Consider the following 22879-nt stretch of genomic DNA (forward strand, 5'->3'; position numbering starts at 1 on the left):
AAACCCGATCCTAGGATTGCGTCCTAGGATTGCGCAAAGTGTGCGGCCAGCATTTGCTCGTTCACGGGCAGTACCCAGTCCTCGTTCTCCCGCCGATAGCGGATCAGTTCTGCTACCGTCAACATGCTCAGGCCATGTTGATCACAAAACTGAATCAGATCGTGCACGCGCGCCATGGTGCCGTCATCTTTCATGATCTCGCAGATGACGCCGGCTGGCATCAACCCTGCCATTCGAGCTAGATCTACGGAAGCCTCAGTTTGCCCGGGCCGCACCAGTACCCCTCCATCCCGAGCTCGCAATGGGAATATATGGCCGGGACGCGCCAAGTCATTTGCAGTAGAGTGGGCGTCGATTGCAACTCGGATCGTTTGCGCCCGATCGTAGGCCGAAATTCCCGTAGTCACCCCCTCCCGAGCTTCAATGCTCTGAGTGAACGCAGTGCCAAAGCGGGACGTGTTCTCCTGCACCATCGGCGCGAGACGCAGGTAGTCCGCGCGCTCTTCGGTCAATGTCAGACAAATAAGTCCGCGACCATACTTGGCCATAAAGTTAATGGCTTCGGGTGTGACAAACTGAGCGGCGAGTGTGAGGTCGCCCTCATTTTCTCGGTCTTCGTCATCTACTACGACGATCATGCGTCCATGAGCAAATTGTTCGAGCGCTTGCGGCACAGTGAGAAAAGGGATCGACATGTGGGTGTCCGGTGTCGTGCACTCTTTGAGACTGCCGCACCAACCTTGAAGTCAGAGCGGGTTCACCTTGCGCATTGGTGAACTGAAGTCTCTAGAATGATGATCTCCGGGGCGTGCCTAAGTTGTCATATTTTTGTCTCTTTCTTGTACTTATCTAACGACACATAACACGGCCGCGATGGGACGCCGGTAGGCATGGGTGTTCACGACCGATGAAGCGCTTCTCCACCTGCATGTGAGGGAACCGGTGCGATCGGCACTTGCGCGACCAAGGGGCCGGGCGTCTGCTTTGCCGTCTACATAATCAAGAAAATTCGTCAGAAGCTGGTATTCAGCCGCGCAATGAAGCTGCGTCCGGGACCGATCGCGTTTCCCGAGAAGAGACCGCCAAAATCGATCACGTTGAGGCGGTTATTGAGGTTATCTCCGTCGACCTGAAAACGCGTCTGAATCCTGTCAGTCTTATAGAGGTCGATGCCCATTGAGGCACTGATCGCCAGGGTCGGAAGGATTCGCCCTCGGCTGAAGTTGAGCCGATTCAGTACTGTTTGTCCATACTCCGCCAGTACTTGCGAGGGGTCTCCGTCGAAGTCGAAGGGCAAGCCCGATCCGTAGGAGACTCCGCTCGACAGCCACAGGCGCGGCAAGGCCTGATATTGGAAGCGTGAGCGCAGTGTATTTCGCTGGTCCTGCGAATCCGGAAAATGCCCGGTCAGCTGGGTCAGAGCGTTAGTCACATCGTCGCCTACGAAGAGCCCGCCAGTGACCGGGAACCAGGCATTACCGACTATGTAGGAGTAGCTGACATACCCGCTTAGCTTGCCCGTATTTACCAGGCTGATCTTGGTTTCCGCCCCATATAAGATGGCCTTATCGAAGGCAATTGGATAGCTGACGGTCGTGCTCTCGATCTCGTCGTCATCGGCAAAGTTGCGCTCGTCCCGGCGGAAAAAGTTGACATCCAGCTTCAGCTTGTCCGAGAAAGCTTCGGTGAAGCCGCCCTCATAGTAAGTGCCTGTGGAGGGTTTGACCGGCAGCCGCAGCACTGCGGGATCGATCGCATTGATCAACGGCGAACTCGCCGCAAGAATGTTCTCAAACGAAGGCGTTTGAAAGATCCGGTCATAGGAGAAGTGCCCAACCAGCTTCAGTGAAGGGAAGTAGCGGCCGACCGATACCCTGGGGCTGAAGTTGTTCTGATTCACGACGAGTTGGTAGTGGTCCCAGCGCAGCCCCGCACTGACCGTCCACTTGCCCAATCGGATTAGGTCTTCAACGAAGGCCGACTGTTCAAGGTCAGGCCGGTGCTGGGCGAAGCCGAAGACGAGCGGCGTCCCGTCGTCATACTGGTTCGGATCGGTGATGACGTAGTTCCACTTCTCATGAAGAAACGTGTTATCGGATTCGACCCCGGCTTTCCACTCCTGGTTCTTGTAGTGCCATGAGAGTGTGCCCTTGAAGTAGCCTTCATTGAAGTAGTTATTTAGATCAAAGATGATCGGATAGGAGTTTTGATTGGAGTAAAGATCGTTCTGGTTGTTGCGCACAAAGCCAGAGAGAGTGCCCAGCACGTCCGGCGAAAAAATATGCTGGTAGTTGACCGTGCCCATCGTCTCAAAGTTGTCGCCGGTTTGTAGCTGTCCGCCCGGGTAAACGTCTCCGGGCTGGATCGGTCCGCCGTTTTGTTGCACCAGCTCGTTCGGTATCTCATAGCGTGCCAGCTCGTGGCGGACGCTCATCGTGAGCCGGTCCTTTGCAGTAAAATCGCGGTCGTACTTGACCGCGAAATCGCCGGTCGTCCCGGCGTTGGTGTAATTCTGCGGTACGACTGGATTGAGATAGTGCGAGGTCATGCTACCGGAGGCGCTTGCCCCCAGGGTGTTCTTGTTCCAGGTGTTCTGCACTCGGGTGTAACCCTGGGCCGTGTCATAGCTCCCCCCTGCCGCGATTACCTGGCCGTGCAGTGCCGAGTCATCATAGTGCTTGGTATTTAGCTCGACGACGCCGCCCATTTTGCGGCCGTACTCGGCTGGAAAGCCCGCCGTGTAGATGCTGACCGAGTCGATATCATCGGCCTCGATCTCCGGGCCGAAGCTCGGCGACCGATTGTCGGTCAGCGGAACTCCATCCACCACAAACTGGGTCTGATATTCCGATCCTCTGGGATGCAAGACCGCGTTCCCTTCATAAAGCCAGCCTGGCTGAGTGTTGACCAGGTCCTGGATGGAACGGCCCGGCAGGGAAGCCACTCGCTTATCAATCTCCTTGGATCCAATCTGCATAATCGAAGAAGGCCGGTTCGGGTCGATCAGCGTCTGCTTGTCATTCACCTCGATGGTCGCATCAACCGCCGCGACTTCAAGCTTGATCGAGGAGTCTACAGGGAGTGCCGAGCGGATCTCGATGGTCTTCGAAGCCGCAGCGAATCCTTTGCCTTCCACGGTCACCGAGTACGGACCATAGGATAGGCCCGGGACGGCAAGATTACCGCCGTCATCGGTGACAAAGCTATTGGCATACTGGTTGACCTGGCTCCGAACCTGCACCGAGGCCCTGACGCCCAAACCTGACGGATCCGTGACCCTCAAATGGAGCTCTCCGGTATAGACCTGCGAGAGAGCTGGGCAGATGCAAAACATCAGGAGCGCTAGAAATGAATAGACTGGCCGCATACTTGAATATTCCTGATGGACCGGTTTTGTTCAGGCTTTTTTTAGAAAATGTAGGAAGCTCTATGGTATCAAGGAGGGGCTGGTCTTAATTGAGTCATGCCCAGCAGAAATGATGGAGAACACTCAAAAGCCAATTCCGCTAACTTCCGAAGAGGAAGAGTTCGTTCTCCTGGTCTCTCCGGCCTCGCGAATGGGGCAGCAGCGGGCCCACTCGGAGTTGGAGTCAATAGTCATTCGTCTCTTCGATCAGTTCCAAGGGCGAGTTCTAAGATACGTAATGGCTTGCGGTCTGCCACTTCACGATGCCGAGGATGTCGTCCAGGAGACATTTCTCTCCCTGTTCCGTCATCTCGAACTAGGCCGACCAAGCTCCAATCTTAATGGTTGGCTCTTCCGCGTTGCCCATAATATGGCATTGAAACGGCGGGCCGCCATTCAGGCGATGGACAGGAAACGGGTCGATCAAGAATCCCTGTCGGAGCATCCCTGCGGGGCAGCCAATGCCGAGGAGAAGTTCTCATTCAACCAGACTAAGCAACGGCTTCGCGCCGTCGTCGAGGCCCTTCCCGAGCAAGACCAGCGCTGCCTCTACCTGCGCGCCGAGGGGTTGAAGTATCGCCAGATTGCCGACGTGCTTGGCATTTCGCTCGGAAGCGTCTCACTGTCGCTCTCCCGATCTTTTGCGCGTATTATTCGGGCGACCGAAAGGGGGAGCCATGAAGGATGACCGAATTCACCTCTCGGACGAAGAGCTGCTTCTCTTCACGGATCAGGAGCTGCCAAATCGGCGTGCAGCCATGGCGCGCGAGCACCTGGCCCAGTGTGAGCATTGCCGCAAGCGTCTGAGAGATATCGAACACGCTTCAGCCTGCTTTGCCGACCAGCATGAACAAGAGATCGACGAGCAGAAATATGTTCCATCCACCTCGCGCGACTTGCTGAAGGCCCGCTTGTCCGAAGCTTCTGCGCGAAGTGGCGGGTGGCTGCCCGCTCCGATCGGGAGCTTAATGGGCAGACAGCTGGCCTCAGCTTGTGTGGCGCTCCTGCTCGTAGCGGGAGCGAGTTGGGCATTGCGCTCTCTCATCGCTGCGCGACCCGGCTCGAATAGGATGAGGGCAGACGCCATCGCTCTGCCGCGTAGAGCTCTGACCCCGGGTTCGACCCGGGCCGTGCAAGTCGCAGACTTGTGCAGCGAGCAGGATCTCAGCAACGATCCTCCAGTGAACCCATCCCTCGAGCAGGCTGTCTTAAATGAATATGGCGTACCGGCCTCCTCGAAAAAGGACTACGAATTGGACTACCTGATCACCCCGGCGCTCGGCGGGGCCGGCAGTATTCAAAATCTTTGGCCCCAGCCGCACTCTTCTATCTGGAATGCCCGTGTCAAAGACCAACTGGAGGATCATCTTCACGAACTGGTCTGCAAAGGCAATATTCAACTGGCGACTGCACAGAAGGACATCGCCTACGATTGGATCGCGGCATACAAGCGATATTTCGGTACCGACCACCCACAGCCGGACCTCTCGACTACCGCCGCGGGGTACCCCCCGGATGCGGATCAAAGAGACGCGTATCAAAGGGATGCGGGTCAGCGGGATGCGAGTCAAGGGAATGGTGCGGATCGGGGAAATCGAGCCGCTTCTCTGATTCCGGCGGTCGATGATCTGGCAACGGAAGTGCGATTCTGGCGACTCCAGTCACCTGAGCTTCGCCGTGGCAAGTCGAATAGTTTAGCGAATGCCGATCGGCGGAGTCATTGGTTCTCCGGCCTTCCTGAGGACCACACGACATTGGCAGCCGGGGCTAGAATGGCCTTGACCTCGCGTAGGAGTTCAGGATCTGCTGCAGCTCCAAGGGCGCTCAGATTTCGTCGGACCTCTTCTGTCGTCGACATACCCACCAAGGTGCTGGTGACACGGGGATAGTCAAAACAGAAGCGGAGCGCCAGTTCAGAGAGGTCGATGTCGCGTTCGCGGCAGAAGGCAAGCGCTGCTTTGACCGCTGCGCGCACTTCCGTTGGAGCCGGATGCCAATCCGGCGCTCCCTGCTCGGTGAGCAAGCCCATGTGCAGCGGCGACGCATTGATAACTCCGATCCCAAGCTCTTCGGCAGTGGGCACCAGGACCGTATCCATATCATCGATCAGGAGGTTATAACGACAGTAGCTCAGGACGGCGTCCACCCGGGCTTTCTTCGCAATGTCCTTCAGAACTCTGAGCGGATATCCGCTGATTCCGATGTAGCGAGTCTTACCCTCCTCCTGAATGCGTCGAATTGCGGGTAGCGTTTCGTCAATGATTTGCTCAGTATCGCTGAACTCCACATCGTGGATTAGGAGCAGATCCAGATGATCTGTGCGAAGTCGTTTTAACGATTCCTCGACACTGGTCCGAACTCGTTGGGAGGAATAATCGAACTGGTCGACACCATACCGGCCGCATTTCGTGCTAAGAATCACCCTATCTCGTCTTCCCTTCAGCGCTTGCCCTAGCCGGTCTTCTGCCAAGGTATGTCCGTAGTAGGGAGAGACATCGAAGAAGTTGACTCCTGCGTCGATGGCGAAATGTACGGCCTTTGCGCCCTCGCCGGCGTCACTAGAGCCAAACACACCGCCTAGTGGTGAAGCGCCGAATCCCATGACGGAGATGCGCAGCTCAGTCTGTCCCAACCTTCGGTAATGCATGAGCGACAGATGGCTTTCTGCCTGGCGAGGAACGGGTTTGAGTTCTGGCATTTGATCTCACAAAGAATTTGGCCTACATCTCTGCGCCACTATAGCGAAAAACGATCGATAAAGTAAACCATACAGTAAGGGCAGATGCCGGACCGTCTCCAAGGCTGCGTTTGCCTCTAACGGTATTCCAAGTGCAGAGCCTGGCCTGTATAGTGCATGTATGCCCGTCCGCATGAAAGACATCGCAGAGGACCTGGGTTTGTCGGTGGTCACAATTTCGAAGGTCCTGCGAAATCATCCCGATATCGCCGAGGAAACTCGCCACCGAGTGCTTCAGCGGATGAAGGAAGTTGACTACCGGCCGAACACGATGGCCCGAAGTCTTGTTACCGGACGTAGCTATTTGGTGGGCCTGGTAGTTCCCGACTTACTTCATCCGTTTTTTGCTGAACTGGCGAAGGTGATCTCGGCAGCCGTAGGGAAACGCGGTTACTCGATCATTATTTCCTCCTCCGAGGAAGACCCTGCCATGGAAGTGAGAGAGATCGAGCAGTTGATGGACCGAAGCCTTGACGCGTTGATCGTCGCTTCGTCGGGCAGCGATATCGGACCATTTTCACGGTTGGATCGACAGGGAGTACCGTACGTCTTGATTGACCGTGAACTGGCCGGCCTTTCAGCAAATTTTGTGGGGACGAACGACGAAACCGTCGGCAGGCTGGCGACCGAACACCTCATTGATCAGGGATGCAAAAGAATTGCGCACATCCGGGGTCGGGAGAACAGTACCGGCGAACGGAGATTCGAAGGATATAAGCGCGCGCTTCAGCGCAACAGCATCCCGTATGTTGACTCATTGGTCGTGGCGCGCTCGAGTGTCGACATCAATAGCGAAAAGATGGGTGCAGAGGCGATGCGCCTTCTACTCGAACGTAGGCCTATCCCGGATGGCATTTTCGCCTACAACGATCCACTCGCAATTGGAGCCATGGAAGCAATTTTGGAGGCCGGGCTTCGAATTCCCGAAGACATCGCTGTGATCGGATGCGGAAATCTTCACTACGATCGTTTGTTACGCGTTCCACTGTCCAGCGTGGATCAGGACAGCCAGGGTATGGGAGATAGAACTGCTGAAATCGTCCTTACTCTGCTCGAGTCCAAGATTCGCCCTCAGGCAAGGAGCATTATTCTTGAGCCCTCTCTCGTGTTACGGGACTCAAGCATGAGAACGACCGGCCGCCGGAGCGCAGCGCGCCGTTCTAAGCCTGCAAACTCTAAGAGAACCGGCCGCACGTAAGAACAGCAAGCTCCTAAAGTCACGGCTGACCATTCTCGCGAGAGCAACTCAGAGCACGTTCAATCGAGTGAAGATCCTTCCGAATTCTTCTCCTCTCGCTTTCGGTAATCAGGACTCCTAAGAAAGTTCTGTTTACTCCAAGACTCAATGAGTGTGCTCGCTTCGCGCATGCAGCGAAGCATCTAGAACCACAGTGCGGCCCGGCTGCAGCTTGAGCTTGGTCTGCTGGCCTGCGTAAAGTAGCCGGTATTGGGCTCCATGGTCTGAGTGCAGCCGGAAGCTGGTTAGCCGTCCTTGCCTCCAGGTAATATCGGCCTTGGCGCCGCCGCGGAGGCGAACCCCAGTCAGGCTGCCGTCGGGCCACTCTTTGGGCAGCGCTGGCAGGATGCTGATCTCGTCATTCGTGCTTTGGACAAGCATCTCCATCATGACTGCCGGACCGCCGAGGTTGCCGTCAATCTGAAAAGGCCGGCCGCACAGGTCGAACATGTTTGGCAGCGTACTCTGGTTGATCAGAAGGGTCAGATTACGGTAGGCCTGTTCCGGATTCCCCAGTCGCGCCCACAAGGCAACTCTCCACACCTGAGACCATCCGGTACTACCATCGCCCCGAATCTCTAACGATTTATAGGCAGCCTTGGCGAGCTCTGGAGTGGTCTCCGGGTTGATGTCGTGTCCCGGATACACCGAGTAGAGGTGCGATACATGGCGGTGCTCTAATTCGGTCTCGTCATAGTCCTTGATCCACTCCTGTAGCTGCCCGCGCTTCCCGATCTGCAATGGGGGCAAACGCTTTTCGACCTGCTCCAACTGTGCTCCGAAGGCACTGTCCTCCCCGAGGATCTGAGCGGCCTTGCGGGTGTTCTCAAAGAGCTCCCGAATCAATTCCAGATCCATGGTAGGAGCGTAGGTCAGGTTCTCCCGCTTGCCGTTCAACAGATAGGCGTTCTCTGGAGATGTCGAAGGATTAGTGACCAGGTCTCCTGCGAAGGCCATACCGGAGGGGACTTCTACCAATGTGCCGACGATGAAAGTGGCGGCTGCCTTCATGGCGGGATAAGCCTGTTGGGCCAGGAAGCTACGATCATTACTGAAGAGATAGTGGTCCCACATTTGATTGCTTAACCAGGCTTCGCCCATTGGCCAAATGCCCCATGGGCCATCCACTGGTGTTGTGGCGCGCCACACATCGGTGTTGTGGTGAAGCACCCATCCGGCGCTATGGTAGTGGACACGGGCGGTTTCTGCGCCTGTTTGCTGCAAATCTGCAATGAGTCCCCACAGCGGGTCTTCCGTCTCCCAGAGATCGCCGGCATCGGCCTGCCAGTAGTTCATCTCGAGATTAATGTTGGTTGTCCATTTGCTACTCCATGGGGGAAGCAGCGCGTCGTTCCAGATTCCTTGCAGGTTTGCCGGTTGACCGCCTCGACGCGAGCAGGAGATCAGTAGATAACGCCCAAACTCGAAGTAGAGCGCCAGCAGGCTGGGGTCTTCATGCTTCGAAAACTGCTCGATCCGCTGGTTCGTCGGCAGGTTACTCTCGCTATTTCCGGGTCCGAGTTGCAGGTGGACCCTCGAGAATAGGCGACTGTAGTCTGCGATGTGGTCCTGACGGAGTTGCTCGTATGGCTTCCGCACGGCCTTATCGAGATATCCCTGGGCAAGCAGGACAGGATCGCCGCCGATATCGCGAAAGTCCTTGAAGCTGGTTGCATTGCTGAAAAGGAGGGTGACCGAGTTAGCGCCGGAGATATCGAGATGATTTCCGCTACTGCGAACTGAACCGCCTTCGGTCAGCACCTTCAACGCAGCAGCGTAACGGGTCTCGGGCTGGTCCCAGGATCCCGTCCAGCTGAAGGGCTTGTTTTGCCGGGGCTGGATCTGCCCTGTGAGGTGCAGGCTGCCGTCTTCGCCGCTTGTGACCTGGAAACCCGGCTGGGGGGAATCCATCCCCACACTGAATGTGAGTTGGCCCGGCTGGCTGGCGGTCAAACGGATGACAAGTACCTGGTCAGGAAAAGAGACAAAGCTCTCTCGCAGGAAGCTGGACTCGCCGACCTTGTACGCCGTATTGGAGATAGCGTTTTCCAAGTTCAGGTCGCGACTGTAGCCAGTCGCCTGCTGGTCCCCCGCGAAGTGCAAGCGCAGGTCGCAAAACGGCTGGTAGGGCATGAGCACCTTTGGATTGCCCATCATGGTCGAAGCGAGCTGCTCCGCTTCACCTACCTTGTCTGCAAAGATCAGCTTCCGCACCTCGTCGAGGTGGTTGTAGGCTTCCGGATTGTCGTAATCGTGCGGGCCGCCACCCCAGAGGGTAGCTTCGTTGATCTGATAGCGCTCGTCCTGGACACCGCCGAAGACCATCGCACCAATCCGACCATTGCCGAGCGGGATCGCTTCTGTCCACTTGGAAGCCGGCCGGTCGAAGTGAAGCATTGCCGGCGTTTCCGCTCCTCTAGCGAGGGAAATCGTGCCCGAAAGCAGGAAGGCAGCCATTAACAACCGCGTGACTCTTTGTCTCATTTGCCCTTTCGTCTGACATCCTGCGCTTCGATTAAGTTCAAGTTCTGCCTCTCACCGCTGTCATGTGAGCCCCGGTCTCATCAAAGGGAGGCGCCACTGAATTGCAGAAACGCCGCACATATAGCGACGCGGAAACCTTTAACGGGATGTTGTCGGTATAGCGTTCGACCACGATTCCCAGTCCGAAGGGAAAAGGGATCGCATTCGCAAGCCACTGCGGCCCTCCCCCCGTACGATGAAGCTGCACCGGTTCATGGGAGAAGAAACCCGGTGCCGTTCGAAAGGAAGAACCTCAACTGCCGAAAGTAGTCCGAGATCAAACGTGCAAATTAACACGCAGGGTCGGCAAAGGTCAAATACTTAATCCTTTACTGTTACGTGAACTACGCACTACGATAATAAGCCAGAGGCGGTACGACAATCCAAGCTTTCCCTCGAGGGCATAGAGTTAATATTCACTACGTAAGCCATCCTGGTACCGGCTCATTCCAGAGAACAATATTTAATTCCTCACGAGCGCCGTCTGAGATACTGGGCGTTTGCTACGTGAGCGCAGGCCGATTAGATGTGTTCCGACGCGGCATCATCAACCACTCAGCGAGGGTACTTATGAAAGCTACTGGAGTTTATTTTGCAACGATTGTGCTGGGATGCAGCGTATGGGGGGTCCAGGCCCAGCAGAAGCCGGCGTTCCTCGATCCCAGGCTGCCGCCTGAACAACGGGCTGCAAATTTGGTGCAGCAGATGACCCTCGAAGAGAAGGCCAGCCAACTCGTCAATCAGGCCCGGGCGATTCCGCGATTAGGCGTGCCCGCATACGATTGGTGGAGCGAGGCGCTGCACGGTGTCGCGCGCGACGGGACGACGGAGTTCCCTGAACCCGTCGGCCTCGCTGCCACCTTCGATCCGGACGCCATTCACCGGATGGCCGTCGTCATCAGCACCGAGGGCCGGGTAAAGCACCAGCAAGCTCTGAAAGCGAACGGTGGATCAAGCGATATCTTCCAGGGTCTGGACTTCTGGGCGCCCAACATAAATATCTTCCGCGATCCGCGCTGGGGCCGTGGCCAGGAGACTTACGGCGAAGACCCGTTCCTCACCGCACAGCTCGGTGTCGCCTTCGTTACCGGCATGCAGGGCGATGATCCTAAGTATTATCGCGTCATTTCCACGCCCAAGCATTACGCAGTGCACAGCGGTCCTGAGTCCACCCGCCACACCGCAGATGTAACCGTGAGCAAACACGACGAATTAGATACTTATCTGCCCGCGTTTCGCGCCACCGTCACCCAAGCCAAGGCGGGCTCGATTATGTGCGCCTACAACAGTATCAATGGCGAACCCGCTTGCGCCAACGAGTTCCTGCTGCAGGACCAGCTGCGCGGCAAGTGGAATTTCAAAGGTTATGTCGTCTCCGATTGCGGGGCGGTCATCGACATCTATCAAGGCCATCACTACAAGCCCACGCAACCGCAGGCTTCGGCGATCAGCCTGCAACGCGGAATGGACAATGAGTGCGTCGATTTCACTTTTAAGGTGAAAGACGATCATGACTACAAGCCCTACCTCGACGCGGTGAAAGAAGGCCATCTGAAAGAGGCCGACATCGACACCGCTCTCGTCCGCCTCTTCACAGCACGCATGAAACTCGGCATGTTCGATCCTCCAGGCGCCGTTCCTTACAACAACATCGATGAGAGCCAGCTCAACAGCCCCGGAAACCGAGACTTGGCGCGAAAGGTCGGAGACGAGGCCATGGTCCTCTTGAAGAATGACGGCACGTTGCCGCTGAAGACGAGCGGGGTCAAGATCGCCGTGGTTGGGCCGCTTGCAAGTCAGACCAAGGTGCTGCTTGGTAATTACAACGGCACTCCAACGCACACCGTCTCGATTCTTGAAGGGCTTCGTAAAGAATTTGCTGGAGCCAATGTCCAATATGTTCCGGGAACGCAATTCCTGAGTCATGATGCGGAGACCGTTCCTGCGTCCGCGCTAACGGTAGACGGTAAGCCCGGGATCAAAGTGAGCTATTCCAAGCTTGACTTAAGCAACGTGAACAATCCGGAGGCGACGAAAGCTCTCGCGGAGAATACCTATCCCAGCCTGGACGCAGCCGCGCAGCCGCTGCCCGCCGCGGTGGCCGACGTACGTCCGCTTGCCATCCACTGGGACGGCATGCTCACGGCGCCTGAAACCAGCGATTACAATTTAGGCCTGAAAGCAGATGGCTTCTTCCGGATCCAACTCGACGGCAAGAATGTCACATCGTCTTACGGCGGAGATCCGAACGAAGCTAAGTTAGGCCGCGTGCACCTGGAAGCCGGCAGACCTACGACACTCCATGTGGAGTACACGCCGCCTGAGCACGGCACTCCCAAGGCCACTCTCGTCTGGTCCAAGGTCGACATGAAACCGCAACCTGAGGCCGTCGAAGCTGCCAAGAATGCGGACGTTGTGATTGCGGTCCTGGGTATTTCGAGCGAACTCGAGGGCGAGGAGATGCAGGTCAGCGAACCCGGCTTCAAGGGCGGCGATCGCACCAGCATCGATCTGCCCAAGCCAGAAGAGGATCTTCTCGAAGCAGTCGCAGCCGCCGGCAAGCCGGTTGTCCTGGTACTCACAAATGGCAGCGCCCTTGCCGTCGGCTGGGCGAAGGACCACGTGAATGCCATCCTCGACGCTTGGTATCCCGGCGAAGAGGGCGGCACGGCCGTAGCTGAAACCCTCTCCGGGAAAAACAATCCCGCCGGGCGTCTGCCCGTCACCTTCTACACCGGCGTCGATCAACTTCCGCCTTTCGAAGACTATGCGATGAAAGGCCGTACTTATCGTTATTTCGATGGCACGCCGCTCTACCCTTTCGGTTACGGTCTCAGCTACACTACTTTCTCTTATAGCGGCCTGGCCCTTCCGACCAGCGCCGTGGCCGCCGGTGAGCCCATGAACGCAGAGGTCACAGTGACCAACACCGGCAAAGTTGCAGGCGACGAGGTTGCTCAACTGTACCTTGGCTTCCCGAGTGTAGCGGGCGCCCCGATCCGCGCGCTGCGCGGGTTCAAGCGCGTACACCTGGAACCGGGCCAGTCGCAGAAAGTGCGCTTCGAACTAAACGCACGCGATTTAAGCATGGTTTCGGAGGCGGGCGATCCGATCGTAGCGGAGGGTAAATACTCAATGTCAGTGGGCGGAGGACAGCCTAACACGGGTGCTCCTTCAGTGACGGGAACATTCGAGGTAACAGGCACTGCCAAGCTGCCTGAATGATCATCGCGACTTGATTCGAGTCGCGTCATCACCTGGTGACGCGACTCAACGCTTGACGACGTTGCAGCAAATCTCAGAGGACGAGCCCGGAGGAGATATCTAATAGACAACAATGCGCCAGCCATACGCATATCTAATCGTTTGTAGCGCGGCGATACGACTCCGGGTTAGTTCACACCAGCTAGACACAATTGCTTATCGTGTTGGCTGATAGACAAGGTTCCCGCTGGGCCTATAGGGAGATGGACGTCCTCACGCGCTCTTCCTTATTCGCAAACGACCAATGCGATGCTCTGGCAGCAGCCCTGTAACGGAACGCAGTCAATCGTGGGCTGCTACTTACCTGAATTGCGCAACGTAATTTCCTTCACTTCTTCGCGGTCGTCGCACGGATTGCGCCGGTCGAGATGCCGCCATCTACGAGCAGTGTCTGCCCGGTGATGTATGCGCTCGCGTCCGAAGCGAGAAACACGATTGCGCCGTTGAGATCGTTCGGCTGGCCAGGGCGCTTCAGCGGAATGCGGTCCTTCAGGTATTCGACCCATTCGGGGTTCTCGTAGAGCACGGCGTTCTGTTTCGTTTTGAACCAGCCGGGAGCGAGGCAATTTACGGTAATGCCATGTACACCCCATTCGTCGGCGAGGCTCATCGTGAGCTGCTTTATGCCGCCGCGGCTAGCACAGTACGGGCCGATGCCCGCGTAGCCGAAGACGCTGGTAACTGAGCCGATATTGATCACGCGTCCGTAGCCGTTCGCTATCATGTGAGGAGCAAACGCCTGGGCAACGAAGAACGAACCGCGCAGGTTCGTGTCGAGTACGAGATTCCAGTCTTCCCAGGTAATGTCGACTGCAGGCTTGCGGACGTTGCAGCCGGCGTTGTTCACGAGGACGTCAATCTTACCGTAGTGTTTGATCGCCTTCGGCGCCATGGCGCGGATGCTGGCTTCATCGCGCAGGTCAAGCTCGAGCGGCAATGCCCTGCGGCCAAGCGCCTCGATCTCTTCCTTGAAAGGGGTGAGATCACCGAGCTTGCGGCTGGTGATCACGAGGTCGGCGCCGGCTCTGGCGAGCGCGCGTCCGAGATACTGTCCAAGACCACGGCTCGCTCCCGTAACGACGGCCACTTTTCCAGTTAGATCAAACTGATTGTCCTGCATGTCTGCTGCTCGTTCTCTTAAGGTTGGAGGATTACTTTCATCAGCCCGGGCTCGCGGTTGTAGAGGCGGTTGAACCACTCGGCGCCTTCGCTTAACGGGGCCACCGCGGAAAGAAGTGGGCCAACGTCGATCGCGCCGCTCTCCATGAGTTCGATGCATTCACCATACTCGCCCGCCGAGGCACAGGATCCGAGCAGAGTGATCTGCCTGGTGACGACGATCTGCAGGGGTATCTCGACCTTGGGCGCGAGGTTGCCGATCAGTGTAACCTTGCCGCCGCGTCGGACTGCTTCAATGGCAGTCGTGATGGACTTCTGAGCGCCGACAACCTCGACCGCTATATCGATGCCACGGCCACCGGCGGCCTTATTGAGCTGAGCAAAGAGGTCCGGATCAGTCGCGAGAAAGGTCTCGTCCGCGCCAAGCTTCTTCGCGGTATCCAGCTTGCTCTGCTCGAGATCGACGGCGAAGACCCTGGTGCAGCCGAAATACTTGAACGCCTGAACAGCAAGGAGCCCGATCATCCCAACGCCAATCACGACGCATGTGCTGCCCTGCTCGATCTCCGTGATCTTCGCCGCATGAACGGCGATCGAAACGGCCTCAATGAGAGCGGCTTTCTCATACTCGAAGCTGTCGGGCAGTGAGTAGACGATGTGCTCCGGGACGGCGACGTACTCAGCAAAGGCGCCATTGCGACGATAGTCGCCACAAGAAACGCCGAGCACCTGGCGGTTGTCGCAAAGGTTCACCTCTCCAGCCAGGCAGTAGGCGCAGTGACCACAGCTCACGGTCGAGTCAAAGGTGACGCGGTCCCCAACTTTAAAGGAGCTGACATCGAGGCCAACCTTTGAGACGACCCCGGCTGCTTCGTGTCCCATTATGATGGGCGGAATGCGCCGGCCGGTGCTCCCATCGTACCCGTGGACATCGCTTCCACAGATGCCGCAAGCTTTCACCTGGATGAGAACATCATGAGTCTTCAGTTCAGGCTCGGGAACATCGCGAAGATGCAGGCCGCGTACTTCTTCTAAAACAAGTGCTTTCATAGCGTGAAAGATAATCTATAATTGGGCCCATTGTCGAGGAGACCCTTGCCGTCATTCTCAGATCTGCTCAGCGCCGGTGATCCGTATTGTTTTACACGCAACGATCCGTTCGACCGTTCCAAGCCGGTAGAGCTCGTGGTCCCGCAGTTGATGTCCAGCAGGGATTATATGAAGTCCATCCGCGACTACAGTGTACCGGAAGGCAGCCTCGCTATCTGGTTCATGGGCCAGAACGGATTCATCCTGAAGGATTCCGTTAGCGAGTTGATCGGGATCGATCTCTATCTGAGCAATAGCTGCGCCATCAGCTATCCATCGCCGCCATTCCGCGTGGATCGACAACTGCCGGTCTTTATCGAACCGGAAGATCTGGACCTCGATGTATTTATCACCACTCACTCGCACCAAGATCATGCGGACCCGGAAACAATCCGCCGCATATCCAAGCCGGACCATAGGTTGTTTGTTGGCCCATATGACTCCTGCAGGCTGTACGAAGAGCACGGCGTGCGGGGATTTGCTCGACGCCTGATCCATCCCGGCGAGACCATCGAGATCCGCTCCACCAAGGTGTGCGCGACCTTCGCGCTGCCTACAGATAATACCGATCTGAACCATACGGGTATGCTGCTCACCTTCCCCAGCGGTATAAGCTTCTTCAACTCTGGCGATACCGGATGGGCGGAGTTGCTGCCGTCGCTGCTGCCCACCAACGTTGATATCTGCGCCGTCTGCATCAATGGTGGATACCACAATCTTGTACCTGAACAGGCGGCGCTTATTGTGAAGGCGGTGAATGCCCGCGTGGCGGTCCCCTGCCACTATGACCTGATGATCAATAACGTGGGCTCTCCGGAAATGTTCAAGGTGGCGCTGGAACGCTCCGGGGCTACTGCCAGATTCCAAATGCTTCGCTACTACGAACCCTGGCTCTACACGCGTGACGAGACAGGCACGCCATCCTAGCGCAGGTGATTGAATGAACATCTCCCTCAGAGGCAAAGTCGCGGTCGTGACCGGAGCCTCTTCTGGCATCGGACTCGCAATTACCCGGGCATATCTTGACGCAGGCATCAAGGGTGTCGTCGCAGTCTTCCGGCGTAACGACCTCCCGGAGGAACTTCAGGAGGCCCTGAAGACCTATCCGGATAATCTCATCATTGTTCGTGGCGATGTTGCCGTAGAGCAGACGGCGATCGACTTCACGAAGGTAGCGCTCGACAAGTTCGGCAGTCTCGATGTGTTTGTCAGCAATGCCGCAATCAGCATCGTGAAAGCTGTGCATCTGCATACCGAGGAAGAGTGGGACACGGTCGTCAATGCGAATGTGAAGAGCCTCTATTGGGCGGCCAAGCACGTGATTCCTGTGATGATTGAGCAGAAAGGCGGCCTCATCCTGATTAGCGGCTCGATCTCCGGTGAAGCCGGCATTCCAACGCAAGGCGCGTATGCTCCGTCCAAAGGTGCTCTTCATCAAATGACGCGCCAGATGGCAATCGAATATGCGAAATACGGGATCCGCGTGAACACGGTTGCCTGTGGAACGGTCGACACCCCCATTGTCCATTCCTCGGCGAAGGCTTCGGGGAACCCTGAAGGCTATTGGAAGATGCTGAAGGATGCGCATCCGATTGGCCGCATCGCAAGCGCCGAAGAGGTCGCTGCGTTCTACACCTACATGGCGACCGACCTGGCGAGCTTTTTCACGGGCGCGATTTTGATGATGGACGGCGGCTACACCGCGCAGTAAGTCGCAAGGAGAATCGTGATGGAAACAATGCTGGCTGCGCGCTACATGGGCCCCGATCACATTGAAGCACGTCAGGTTTCTCTTCCAAAGATCGCTCCGGGCGAGGCCCTCATTCAGGTCGAGGCCTGCGGCTTTTGCGGGTCGGACATCAACATCGTTGCGGGCACGCACCCCCGAGCGCAGTCGCCGTTGACCATTGGACACGAACTTTCCGGTCGTATCGTCGAGATTGCCGATGTTACGACCGCCCTCGCGGTCGGTGATCATGTGACTAGTTATCCATTGATATCGTGCGGCGTTTGCCACGCCTGTACGCACGGCAACCCTCACGTCTGCAGGCAACTCCGCCTGTTCGGTTTCGATGTCGATGGCGGCATGGCAGAGTTCGTGAAGCTGCCCGTAGCTTCATTGATGAAGCTGCCAGACGACATGCCTGCATCCATCGGTGCGTTGATTGAACCGCTCGCCGTCGCTGTGCATGGGGTCCATCGTGCCCGGCTCGAAGGCGTGAGTGTGGCTGCCGTCTTGGGTGCCGGCCCCATAGGCATTCTCACCGCGCTCGTCGCCAAACACATGGGGATTCGGGACGTTTTGATAAGCGATGTGCAGCCCGCGCGTCTCAAACTTGCGACCGGTCTTGGGTTAGAGGCGTTTGCCGCCGGTGCCTCGCTTCGTGCGCAGATCATGGAGCTTTCTAACCAGAACGGAGCGGATGTAATCTACGAGTGCGCCGGACACCCCTCGTCCGCCAAGGAGATGACTGCCCTCGTACGCTCGCGTGGAACAATCGTCAACCTTGGGGTGTTCAAACGGCCGGTCGAGGTTGACCTGCAGGCCATTAACTTCAAGGAAGTCGAGATCATTGGTTCTCGCGTCTATGAGCGCAAGGATTTCCGCGCCGCAATTGACATGGCGATGTCACTGCCATTAGCGCCTATTATCAGTCGCGAGTTCTCGCTGGATCATATCTCGGAAGCATTTCGTCTCTTCCGTGACGGAGAAGTCTGCAAGGTGATGATCCTGCCGCTTGCGAGGCCGCAATGAACCCGTTCCGCATCGATGGCAAACTGGCGATGGTGACCGGGGCATCTCGCGGTATCGGGCTTGGTGCAGCAGAGGCGCTGGCAAGGTCGGGCGCACGCCTCATGCTCGTAGGTCGCAATGAAGAAGAACTAGAGCGCTCGGCCGAAGCTCTGCGGGTCCACACCGAGGCTGTGCACGTATTACCGTTCGATCTCATGCAGAGCGATGCCATTCGTCCATGGATGGAGAAGAGATTTGACGAGCTAGGAACGCCTGACATCCTCGTAAACTCAGCCGGCATGCAGCGTCGCGGGCCCGCTGTGGACCTTTCACTACAAGACTTCAACGACGTGATGACGCTCAACGCCACCGCCATCTTCGAAGTAAGCCGGACATTTGCGCGGCGTCGCAAAGCCCTGGGCGGCGGCGGAAAGGTGATCAACATCGCCTCCCTCATGACCGCCGCGGCGCGTCCGGGAACTTCGCCCTATACGGCATCCAAGGGCGCTGTTGGACAACTCACGAAAGTCTTGGCGATTGAGTGGGCAAAGGACCACATCTTCGTGAACGCGATTGCTCCCGGCTACATTGATACGGACCTGAACAAAAGCCTAATCGCCGATCCCGCTTTTGATAGCTGGGTCAAGGGCCGGTGTCCTCTGGGGCGTTGGGGAACGCCGATGGATATAGCATGGCCTATCGTTTTCCTGGCGAGCTCCGCTTCCGACTTCATCACCGGCCAGGTCATCTATGTTGACGGCGGGTGGCTTGCCACGTTTTAGTTCCGCGCGTCAACCTAAGCTTCGAACGATTAACCTAACGTGGAAAACCATGGCGAGGCTCAGGCTTCTCCCAGGAGTTCTTCTGCGTTGAGGCTGAGACCGTACTGCTGGTTCCAGTACTTGACTGTGCTCTTGACGAAGACCTTTCGCGCCCTCTGGGCATCGCGCGACTTCAGACCTTCCATGATGTTCTGGTGCTGCTTGACTGCCGCAGCTCGTTCGCTGGCTGCCTTTGGCGTGTTATCCCAGCGGCCGACGATTGAGAACACGAACAGCCGGAAAGTAATGGTTTCCAACATTTCGCCAAGATAAGGGTTGCCTGCGAGTTCCCAGATCGTGCGATGGAAGAGCACGTCGCAATCGTGGAATTGCTTCACGCTGCTCTTGTTGTCCGGACTGGACATCGCCTTAATCAGATTAGCGAGTTCTTTCTCTGTTTCGGGTGTCAAGCGCGTGGCCGCGCGGCCGATCGCAATCGCTTCCAGCGGGATGCGAACTTCGAGGATTTGCTGGTAATCCTCCGGGCTGAGTTGGGTGACGTAGGTCCCGCGTTGCGGCAGCTTGCGAAGCAGTCCTTGATGCTCGAGCTCAAGCAGTGCCTCGCGCAATGTCGGCTGGCCGATGCCAAGACGGACTGACCATTTCTGCTCGAGAACTCGATCGCCCCCTTTCAGCTCTCCGGAGATGATCGCCTCACGCAGTGCCTGGGCCGCGGCCTCGGGAGCTGTCTGTAGATGTAGTATGCTATCGGATCTTCGTGAAGGTGGAATCCTCAAGGCTGGGGCGCTCCTGCTCAATAGAGTGTCTCTAATCTATACCAGCCGCAAGAGGTCATCTCGGATAGCTTACCGCCCAGGAGACATCAAGAATGCGAATTGCACCATCTACCAACTTTCGCTTAGCTATACACTTGGTCAATCAGCCAAGCGTTACTTCGAGCTTTGTCACCGAGGCTGGTAGGATATTCACATTCAGCATCCTTCCGCTACTAACATCTACCTTCAAATCCTTTGATAGAACCGCGTTTTGATTTTCAAAGGTATTGTGCGCGTGCATGTCATTTGCAGCCAAGATCCAGCCCTTCGCCGACTTCACATTCAACCCATGTATCGATATCTGGGCCTGTGTTGGGGAAGCGAGATCGGTGTTGACAAGCGTTACTGTCACCACATTGCTCTTGCGCGAAGCCGAACCGTTAAGGCCCCAGAAGCTCGCCGGTTTGCCATCGCGGGTGTAGTGCACACGCGGAGCGGAGAACTCCGCTCGCAGGGATTGCCCGCCTTGATGCGCTGCGTACATCTCGAAGACATAAAAGTTCGGAGTCACCATGAAATGTTCCTCGTGACACAGAAAGAGCGCGTTCAAGTTGTTGACTAACTGCGCACAGGTTGCTACCGAAACCTTATCTGCATGACGGTTGAAAATATCGAGCGTCATCGCTGTTGCAAGCGCATCGCGCACTGTCACCTGTTGTCCGAACAAATGGGTAGGGTCGACCTCGCTGCCCTCGTGGTACCAAGGTCCGTATTCATCAACTACCAGCTTGACCTGGTGAAGAGGGTCGAATTCACTCATGATTGCCCACTGGTCGCTCATGATGTCTTCGACGCGCGCCGTCTCACGCATCAGCTCGTACCAGTCCGTGATGTCGAAGTCTAATGCTTTGCCATGCGCCTCGTGGAAATTGTTCTTGACTCTGCCACGGCTGAGGTCGGAAGCGTAATGATGCACCGACCAGCCGGTGAACTCGGAGTTACGATACGGATGATTGCCGGTAAAGATCTCTTCGAAGAAGCCCTGCGTCCACGTGCTGTCATCGGAATTAGGCCCCGCGGCGATCAACTGGAGGTCCACACCATACTTCGGAATCCAGTTCGTGTAGCGCCGGAACTCTGAAGCATATTGCCTGGGTTCGAAGTTACCGCCGCAGCCCCAGCTCTCATTACCTACACCCCAGTACTTCACCCCGAACGGTTTTGGGAAACCACCCTCAGCGCGTGTCTGCGCCAACGTGGTCGAGCCGGGGGGTGAGTTGCAGTACTCGACCCATTGATCAAAGTTCAGCGCCGGCAAGCTGCGGAGATTTGCCGCTAAGTAAGGCTGGGCATTGGTCAGCATGCAAAAGCGCATGAATTCATTTGTGCCGAAGGTGTTGGGCTCGAAGATCTGGGCGCCTTTTTCATTGAGGCGGGCCGCCTCCGGATCTACTTCCCAGAAACTGGTGCGCACCGGCCGCTTGCCGCGACGTCCCACTCCATCTTTCCAGTCGTAGCTGTCGGCGAAGCAGCCTCCCGGCCAGCGGAGAATCGGCACGTGGATCTGGTTCATTCGATCCACGAGTGCCTTGCGGATGCCGTATTGGTTCGGAATCTTGGAGCCTTCCCCTACCCAAACGCCGTCATAGATCACTCCGCCGATGTGCTCGGTAAAGTGTCCGTAGATTTCGGGTGCGATGGTCGCAATGGCGTCCTCCGCAAAGATCTCAATGCGCGCATCCGCGGATTGCGCCCATCCGGGGTTGCAGGAGAAAGCCATCACTGCGCCAGCCATCGCTGAACTCTTGAGAAAGTCTCTGCGCTCCATCCTACATTTTCTCCATTGATCGTATGCTGCAAGTTATGAAACGATTTCGAGCTTAGCCTGGAATTCTTCCAGCGTAACCCCCCTTGGTCCCCGGGAAGAACCTCGTGACTACGAGAAACTGAAAGATCATCATGACGGCGCAGAAGATCAGTGACGCGATCTAGAACGCGCCTGCGCGATGGGGAAGAAGTTCGCCAGGCCGGCGCACACTCAACGGCTACTTGGAGACATGAGCGACGAGCATGAGGATCTTCGGTGAAGGTTCTTGACGCTTCGTTTTATAGATTATAGATATACGGGTGTCAAGTTCCGCAGATCGTGGTAGAGGACGCCTGCGCCGAAGCGGCGAGAGCATTCGACTGAACCGCGCAGGGGGCTAGCGAAATTCAAGATATCATTCCTTGCAATGACTGGGCGAGGAGTGCGCTTCCGCGAGACCATCACAAAGAGAACTATGAGTGGTCGCCGTTTTTTAGGATCTCTAAGGAAATCGCCGGGATCTTATTGAGCCGTCGCGAGGGGATGTAACGCAATGAATTTTACTCAGAGTGTATGGCCGGAACCAATCTTGTGCGCTCCTCTCATCCGAAAGGTCGACGAACGTCTGATCGACCTGCTGAAGGGCCTGTCGCCAGAAGAGTGGGAACTTCAGACGATCTCGCCGGCTTGGAAGGTGCGCGACGTAGCGGCCCATCTCCTTGACACCGCTCTGCGGAAGCTTTCGATAGCGCGTGATTGCTACATGCCGCAATCGGTCGAATTGAAGACGCCTAGAGACCTAGTCGATCTGGTCAACCGATTGAACCACGAAGGAGTACAGATCCTTCGGAGGCTCAGTTCTCCAGTACTGATTGACTTGATGGCAATAACCTGCGGACAACTCGCTGCTTTCCACGAGGCCCTCGATCCGTTCGCCTCTGCGGCATTCGGCGTGAGCTGGGCAGGAGAAACCACCTCCCTGAACTGGTTCGACACGGCTCGCGAACTCACCGAGCGTTGGCATCATCAGCAGCAGATTAGAGAGGCGACAAACCGTCCGGGGATCATGGTGCGGGAACTCTACCATCCCGTTCTCGACTGCTTCCTCCGTGGTCTGCCCCATTGCTTCAGCATGATTGCAACCGAGTTAGGAACAACCGTCGAGGTGAAGATCACCGGCGACTCGGGCGGAACTTGGCTGTTAAGGAAAAACTCGACAGCGTGGTCACTGATGCCAGGCTTACCGTCGGAGCCCTCGGCTCGTGCCATCATCCCTGAAACCCTGGCGTGGAAGCTGTTCACAAAGGGGATCAAACAAGATGATGCTTACACGTCCATACAACTTGAAGGGGATCTTGCGTTGGCGAGACAAGTCTGCGAGCTGACGTCTATCGTCGCCTGACTTCGCCAGTCGTAATCAATTCTG

15 protein-coding genes and 1 pseudogene are annotated in these 22879 nt (G+C 56.7%); 8 read left to right on the forward strand and 8 right to left on the reverse strand.

Features of this window, described 5'->3' with window-relative positions:
- Window positions 1–35: 35 nt before the first annotated feature.
- Window positions 36–695: pseudogene (gene ribB, locus ACPOL_RS18240) on the reverse strand (3,4-dihydroxy-2-butanone-4-phosphate synthase); the annotation flags it as partial.
- Window positions 696–1012: 317 nt separating this feature from the next.
- Window positions 1013–3367: a TonB-dependent receptor gene (locus ACPOL_RS18245; RefSeq protein WP_114208326.1), complete on the reverse strand. Its 2355-nt coding sequence runs from the start codon at window positions 3365–3367 to the stop codon at window positions 1013–1015.
- 109 nt (window positions 3368–3476) lie between these two features.
- Between ACPOL_RS18245 and ACPOL_RS18250 the strand changes: the two genes are divergently transcribed.
- Window positions 3477–4094: an RNA polymerase sigma factor gene (locus ACPOL_RS18250; RefSeq protein WP_114208327.1), complete on the forward strand. Its 618-nt coding sequence runs from the start codon at window positions 3477–3479 to the stop codon at window positions 4092–4094.
- A 1029-nt stretch (window positions 4095–5123) separates the two neighbouring features.
- Here the strand turns inward: ACPOL_RS18250 and ACPOL_RS18255 are convergent.
- Entirely contained in the window at window positions 5124–6104 is a 981-nt protein-coding gene (locus tag ACPOL_RS18255) for an aldo/keto reductase (protein WP_201758878.1), read from the reverse strand.
- Between the two features lie 172 nt (window positions 6105–6276).
- On the opposite strand from ACPOL_RS18255, the gene ACPOL_RS18260 reads away from it, so the two are divergent.
- Window positions 6277–7341, forward strand: a complete 1065-nt coding sequence (locus ACPOL_RS18260; RefSeq protein ID WP_236656864.1) for a LacI family DNA-binding transcriptional regulator — start codon at window positions 6277–6279, stop codon at window positions 7339–7341.
- 144 nt (window positions 7342–7485) lie between these two features.
- On the opposite strand, the gene ACPOL_RS18265 is transcribed toward ACPOL_RS18260, so the two are convergent.
- Window positions 7486–9864 carry a glycoside hydrolase family 95 protein gene (locus ACPOL_RS18265; protein WP_114208329.1) on the reverse strand — a complete coding sequence of 793 codons (2379 nt, stop codon included), beginning with the start codon at window positions 9862–9864 and terminating at the stop codon, window positions 7486–7488.
- 609 nt (window positions 9865–10473) lie between these two features.
- Here ACPOL_RS18265 and ACPOL_RS18270 point away from each other — a divergent pair.
- Window positions 10474–13128: a glycoside hydrolase family 3 C-terminal domain-containing protein gene (locus ACPOL_RS18270; RefSeq protein WP_114208330.1), complete on the forward strand. Its 2655-nt coding sequence runs from the start codon at window positions 10474–10476 to the stop codon at window positions 13126–13128.
- 367 nt (window positions 13129–13495) lie between these two features.
- Here ACPOL_RS18270 and ACPOL_RS18275 read toward each other — a convergent pair whose 3' ends face one another.
- A complete protein-coding gene (locus tag ACPOL_RS18275) occupies window positions 13496–14287 on the reverse strand; it encodes an SDR family NAD(P)-dependent oxidoreductase (RefSeq protein ID WP_114208331.1) in 792 nt (263 codons plus the stop codon).
- A 17-nt stretch (window positions 14288–14304) separates the two neighbouring features.
- Window positions 14305–15336, reverse strand: coding sequence for a galactitol-1-phosphate 5-dehydrogenase (locus ACPOL_RS18280; protein ID WP_114208332.1), 1032 nt, complete (start codon window positions 15334–15336; stop codon window positions 14305–14307).
- A gap of 45 nt (window positions 15337–15381) precedes the next feature.
- Between ACPOL_RS18280 and ACPOL_RS18285 the strand changes: the two genes are divergently transcribed.
- From ACPOL_RS18285 to ACPOL_RS18300, 4 genes are read left to right on the forward strand one after another with little or no spacing between them, the layout of a single operon-like run.
- Window positions 15382–16302 carry an MBL fold metallo-hydrolase gene (locus tag ACPOL_RS18285; RefSeq protein WP_114208333.1) on the forward strand — a complete coding sequence of 307 codons (921 nt, stop codon included), beginning with the start codon at window positions 15382–15384 and terminating at the stop codon, window positions 16300–16302.
- Between the two features lie 13 nt (window positions 16303–16315).
- Entirely contained in the window at window positions 16316–17086 is a 771-nt protein-coding gene (locus tag ACPOL_RS18290) for an SDR family NAD(P)-dependent oxidoreductase (protein ID WP_114208334.1), read from the forward strand.
- Window positions 17087–17104: 18 nt separating this feature from the next.
- Window positions 17105–18130 (forward strand): zinc-dependent alcohol dehydrogenase, encoded by a 1026-nt coding sequence (locus tag ACPOL_RS18295; RefSeq protein ID WP_114208335.1) that lies wholly within the window; start codon window positions 17105–17107, stop codon window positions 18128–18130.
- Complete coding sequence (locus ACPOL_RS18300; RefSeq protein WP_114208336.1) at window positions 18127–18891, forward strand: SDR family oxidoreductase; 765 nt, start codon at window positions 18127–18129, stop codon at window positions 18889–18891. Before ACPOL_RS18295 ends, ACPOL_RS18300 begins: the two co-directional genes overlap by 4 nt.
- Window positions 18892–18950: 59 nt before the next feature.
- On the opposite strand, the gene ACPOL_RS18305 is transcribed toward ACPOL_RS18300, so the two are convergent.
- Together ACPOL_RS18305 and ACPOL_RS18310 are read right to left on the reverse strand one after the other, a co-directional pair.
- The gene (locus ACPOL_RS18305; RefSeq protein WP_150133058.1) at window positions 18951–19667 is read right to left on the reverse strand and encodes a GntR family transcriptional regulator; all 717 of its coding nucleotides are present in this window, start codon (window positions 19665–19667) and stop codon (window positions 18951–18953) included.
- A 142-nt stretch (window positions 19668–19809) separates the two neighbouring features.
- Window positions 19810–21474 carry an alpha-L-arabinofuranosidase C-terminal domain-containing protein gene (locus ACPOL_RS18310; protein ID WP_114208338.1) on the reverse strand — a complete coding sequence of 555 codons (1665 nt, stop codon included), beginning with the start codon at window positions 21472–21474 and terminating at the stop codon, window positions 19810–19812.
- 532 nt (window positions 21475–22006) lie between these two features.
- Here ACPOL_RS18310 and ACPOL_RS18315 point away from each other — a divergent pair.
- Window positions 22007–22855, forward strand: a complete 849-nt coding sequence (locus ACPOL_RS18315; protein WP_114208339.1) for a maleylpyruvate isomerase N-terminal domain-containing protein — start codon at window positions 22007–22009, stop codon at window positions 22853–22855.
- Window positions 22856–22879 lie beyond the last annotated feature (24 nt).

It is taken from the genome of Acidisarcina polymorpha, from assembly GCF_003330725.1.
Taxonomy (GTDB): domain Bacteria; phylum Acidobacteriota; class Terriglobia; order Terriglobales; family Acidobacteriaceae; genus Acidisarcina; species Acidisarcina polymorpha.

Coding starts and splice junctions, on each gene's coding strand:
- ACPOL_RS18245 (WP_114208326.1), bottom strand. CDS start 3,367: ATGCGGCCAGTCTATTCATTTCTAGCGCTCCTGATGTTTTGCATCTGC.
- ACPOL_RS18250 (WP_114208327.1), top strand. CDS start 3,477: ATGATGGAGAACACTCAAAAGCCAATTCCGCTAACTTCCGAAGAGGAA.
- ACPOL_RS18255 (WP_201758878.1), bottom strand. CDS start 6,104: ATGCCAGAACTCAAACCCGTTCCTCGCCAGGCAGAAAGCCATCTGTCG.
- ACPOL_RS18260 (WP_236656864.1), top strand. CDS start 6,277: ATGAAAGACATCGCAGAGGACCTGGGTTTGTCGGTGGTCACAATTTCG.
- ACPOL_RS18265 (WP_114208329.1), bottom strand. CDS start 9,864: ATGAGACAAAGAGTCACGCGGTTGTTAATGGCTGCCTTCCTGCTTTCG.
- ACPOL_RS18270 (WP_114208330.1), top strand. CDS start 10,474: ATGAAAGCTACTGGAGTTTATTTTGCAACGATTGTGCTGGGATGCAGC.
- ACPOL_RS18275 (WP_114208331.1), bottom strand. CDS start 14,287: ATGCAGGACAATCAGTTTGATCTAACTGGAAAAGTGGCCGTCGTTACG.
- ACPOL_RS18280 (WP_114208332.1), bottom strand. CDS start 15,336: ATGAAAGCACTTGTTTTAGAAGAAGTACGCGGCCTGCATCTTCGCGAT.
- ACPOL_RS18290 (WP_114208334.1), top strand. CDS start 16,316: ATGAACATCTCCCTCAGAGGCAAAGTCGCGGTCGTGACCGGAGCCTCT.
- ACPOL_RS18295 (WP_114208335.1), top strand. CDS start 17,105: ATGGAAACAATGCTGGCTGCGCGCTACATGGGCCCCGATCACATTGAA.
- ACPOL_RS18300 (WP_114208336.1), top strand. CDS start 18,127: ATGAACCCGTTCCGCATCGATGGCAAACTGGCGATGGTGACCGGGGCA.
- ACPOL_RS18310 (WP_114208338.1), bottom strand. CDS start 21,474: ATGGAGCGCAGAGACTTTCTCAAGAGTTCAGCGATGGCTGGCGCAGTG.
- ACPOL_RS18315 (WP_114208339.1), top strand. CDS start 22,007: ATGAATTTTACTCAGAGTGTATGGCCGGAACCAATCTTGTGCGCTCCT.